The sequence below is a fragment of the Mesorhizobium sp. M7A.F.Ca.CA.004.12.1.1 genome, assembly GCF_003997835.1.
In the GTDB taxonomy this organism is placed as follows: Bacteria; Pseudomonadota; Alphaproteobacteria; order Rhizobiales; family Rhizobiaceae; genus Mesorhizobium.
In genome coordinates, this window is sequence record NZ_RZRK01000602.1 from 1 (window position 1) to 3,761 (window position 3,761).

General features: G+C 63.2%; 4 protein-coding genes. All 4 read right to left on the reverse strand.

Annotation, left to right across the window (positions count from 1 at the left end; genetic code table 11):
- On the reverse strand, positions 1–140 hold a 140-nt coding region (locus tag EN984_RS25910), incomplete at its 3' end, for a ribulose bisphosphate carboxylase small subunit (RefSeq protein ID WP_206517476.1).
- Between the two features lie 18 nt (positions 141–158).
- Positions 159–1,652: a ribulose-bisphosphate carboxylase large subunit gene (locus EN984_RS25915; protein ID WP_013532056.1), complete on the reverse strand. Its 1,494-nt coding sequence runs from the start codon at positions 1,650–1,652 to the stop codon at positions 159–161.
- Positions 1,653–1,673: 21 nt separating this feature from the next.
- Positions 1,674–2,753: a class II fructose-bisphosphate aldolase gene (fba, locus tag EN984_RS25920; RefSeq protein ID WP_127267899.1), complete on the reverse strand. Its 1,080-nt coding sequence runs from the start codon at positions 2,751–2,753 to the stop codon at positions 1,674–1,676.
- An 11-nt stretch (positions 2,754–2,764) separates the two neighbouring features.
- A partial coding sequence (locus tag EN984_RS25925) for a transketolase C-terminal domain-containing protein (protein WP_281057328.1) occupies positions 2,765–3,761 on the reverse strand: 997 nt, incomplete at its 5' end.

A 3,761-nucleotide genomic window follows, 5' to 3' on the forward strand; every position in this document is an offset into this window, starting at 1 on the left:
GGATCGTCCGTGTACTCGACGCTGACCGCCCAATGGTTCTTCAGCGCGTATTTGATCTGCGCCGAAATCTGCTCGTCGGTCAGGTCGGGCAGGAACGAGAACTGCCCCTGTGTGACCTTGTTTCCCGGATTGGTCATCATGACGACGGTTCCTTTCGTCTAGAAGCTGGGCGTTGCGGTTGGCACGAAGTCGGCCGTGTCGGTCGATTCGTAGTTGAAGGTGACGTCCTTCCAGGTCTCCAGGGCAGCCTTCAGCGGCGTGCACCATCTGGCCGCCTGTTCGAGGATCTTGGTTCCTTCGCGCAAATAATCGCGCCCCTCGTTGCGGGCCAGGATCATCGCTTCCAAGGCGACGCGATTGGCCGTCGCGCCTGCCTGGATGCCGTCCGGATGGCCGATCGTGCCACCGCCGAACTGCAGGATGACATCCTCGCCGAGATAGTGGATCAACTGGTGCATCTGGCCGGCATGGATGCCGCCCGAGGCGACGGGCATCACCTTGTTGAGCGAGGCCCATTCCTGATCGAAGAACAGCCCGGTTTCGAGGTTCTGCGGCGTGCGCTCCTCGCGCAGCGTGTCATAAAATCCCTTGATCATGAGCGGGTCGCCTTCCAGCTTGCCGACCACCGTGCCGGCATGGATGTGGTCGACGCCGGCCATGCGCATCCATTTGCAGATGACGCGGAAATTCATGCCGTGGTTCTTCTGGCGCGAATAGGTCGAGTTGCCGGCACGGTGCAGGTGCAGGATCATGTCGTTGCGGCGCGCCCACTTGGCCATCGACTGGATCGCCGTGTAGCCGATGACGAGGTCGATCATGACGATGCAGGAGCCAAGCTGCTTGGCGAATTCGGCGCGCTCGTACATCTCCTCCATCGTGCCGGCGGTGACGTTGAGATAATGTCCTTTGACCTCGCCGGTGGCGGCCGACGCCTTGTTCACGGCCTCCATGCAGTAGAGGAAGCGGTCGCGCCAGTGCATGAAGGGCTGCGAGTTAATGTTCTCGTCGTCCTTGACGAAGTCGAGGCCGCCCTTCAGCGCTTCGTAAACGACGCGCCCGTAATTGCGTCCCGACAGGCCGAGCTTCGGCTTCGTCGTCGCGCCGAGCAGCGGCCGGCCGAACTTGTCGAGCCGCTCACGCTCCACCACGATACCGGTCGCCGGCCCCTGGAAGGTTTTGAGGTACGCCACCGGGATACGCATGTCTTCCAGCCGCAGCGCCTTGACTGCCTTGAAGCCGAACACATTGCCGATGATCGATGCGGTCAGATTGGCGATCGAGCCCGGCTCGAACAGGTCGAGGTCGTAGGCGATGTAGGCGAAGTACTGTTGCTCGGTCTTGGTTCCGGGACCGGTGTTCGGCACCGGCTCGGATCTGAACGCCTTGGCGCGATAGAGCTCGCAGGCCGTCAGTCGGTCGGTCCACACCACGGTCCACGTCGCGGTGGAGGATTCACCGGCGATGGCCGCCGCCGCCTCCTCGTGGTCGACGCCCGGCTGCGGCGTGATCCGGAACATGGCGATCAGATCGGTCTCCTTGGGCCTGTAGTCCGGCTCCCAGTAGCCCATCTTCTTGTAGGGGATGACCCCTGACTTGTAGCGTTCCTTGCCTTCCTTGAGCGTTCCCGCTGGCAGTATGTCGATCTTGTTCATGACAGGTCTCCTGTTTGTTGCTCAGGCGGCTTTCGCGGTGGCGATATGGGGATCGAGCTTTCCCGCGGCGTAACGTTTCGCCATCTCGTCCATGGCGATGACCTTGATCTTCGAGGCGTTGGACGCCGTACCGAAACGCTCGAACCGGTCCCGGCAAAGGTCGCGCAAGGCATCCATGGCTGGCTTCAGGAATTTACGGGGATCGAACTCGCGCGGGTCTTCCGTCGCGACGCGGCGGAACTGCCCGGCCATGGCCATGCGGCAATCGGTGTCGATGTTGACCTTGCGCACGCCGTAGCGGATGCCGCGCTCTATCTCCTCGACCGGAACGCCAAAGGTCTGGGGCATCTCGCCGCCGTATCTGTTGATAATGTCCTGCAACTCCTGCGGCACCGAGGAAGAGCCGTGCATGACCAGATGCGTGTTGGGCAGCTTTTCGTGGATCGCCTCGATCACCTGCATGGCCAGGATGTCGCCGTCCGGCTTGCGGGTGAATTTGTAGGCGCCGTGCGAGGTGCCGCAGGCGATCGCCAGCGCGTCGACCTGGGTTGCGGTCACAAAGTCGACCGCCTGATCGGGATCGGTCAATAACTGGTCGTGGGAAAGCGCGCCTTCGGCGCCGTGGCCATCCTCTGCCTCGCTTTGACCGGTTTCCAGCGAGCCGAGCACACCCAGTTCGCCTTCGACGGAAGCACCGACCCAATGCGCCATGCGTGCGACGCGTTCGGTTATGGCGACGTTGTAGTCGTAGCTGGCCGGCGTCTTGGCGTCCGCCATCAAGGATCCGTCCATCATCACCGAGGTGAAGCCGTGGCGGATCGCGGAAAGGCAGGTGGCCTCGCTGTTGCCGTGGTCTTGATGGATGCATAGCGGGATGGTCGGGTGGATTTCGGTCAGCGCCTCCATCATCTTGGCCAGCATGATGTCGTTGGCATAGGATCGGGCGCCACGCGAAGCCTGGATGATGACAGGCGCGTCGCAGGCCTTGGCCGCTTCCATGATGGCGAGGCCCTGTTCCATGTTGTTGATGTTGAATGCCGGTACGCCGTAGCCGTGCTCGGCGGCATGGTCGAGAAGCTGGCGAAGGGTGATGCGAGCCATTGTGAATCCTCCTAGATGATGAGCTTCAGCGCCGCTGCAGCAACCGCTTCGGACGTTATGTTGAAATGCCGGTAGAGGTCGGGGGCAGGGGCGCTGGCGCCGAAGCCGGTCATGCCGACGAAAGCGCCGGTCTCGCCGATCCAGCGGTCCCAGCCCAGCCGGGCTGCCGCTTCGACCGCGACGCGCGGCGCCGAGCCGAGGACGGCCTTGCGGGTGGCGCTGTCCTGCTCCTCGAAAAGCTCCCAGCACGGCATCGACACGACGGCGGCGGCGGCGCCATGCTCGGTCTCCAGCCTTTCGGCGGCAGCAACCGCGATCTCGACTTCCGAGCCGGTGGCGATCAGGGTGACGGCGCGGTGCTTTGCCGGCTCGCGCAGGATGTAAGCGCCCTGGCAGGAGCGGTTCTCGTCGCTGTGCGACCGACGCAGCATCGGCAGGTTCTGGCGCGACAGCACCAGGACGCTCGGCCGGTCCTTGCTCTTTAGCGCGAGTTCCCAGCACTCCGCCGTTTCGATGACATCCGCCGGGCGGAAGACGTTGAGATTAGGCGTGGCACGCAGCATCGCAAGGTGCTCGACCGGCTGGTGCGTCGGGCCGTCCTCGCCGAGGCCGATGGAATCGTGTGTCATCACATAGATGACGCGCTGGCCCATGAGCGCCGAGAGCCGCATCGCGCCGCGCGCATAATCGGCGAAGCACAGGAACGTACCGCCATAGGGCACGAAACCGCCATGCAGCGCGATGCCGTTCATGGCGGCCGCCATGCCGTGCTCACGAATGCCGTAGTGAATGTAGCGGCCGGCATAGTCACCCGGTGCAATGCGGTTCATGCCCTTGGTGATCGTCAGATTCGAATGCGTCAGATCGGCCGAGCCGCCGACGGTCAACTCCGTTGCGCCGTTGATGACCTCCAGCGCCATTTCGGAGGCTTTTCGCGTCGCCACCTTGGTTGCCTTCTCGATATGTTCGCGACGAAAGGCGTCGAGCGCTTCGAAGACCGTATCAGGC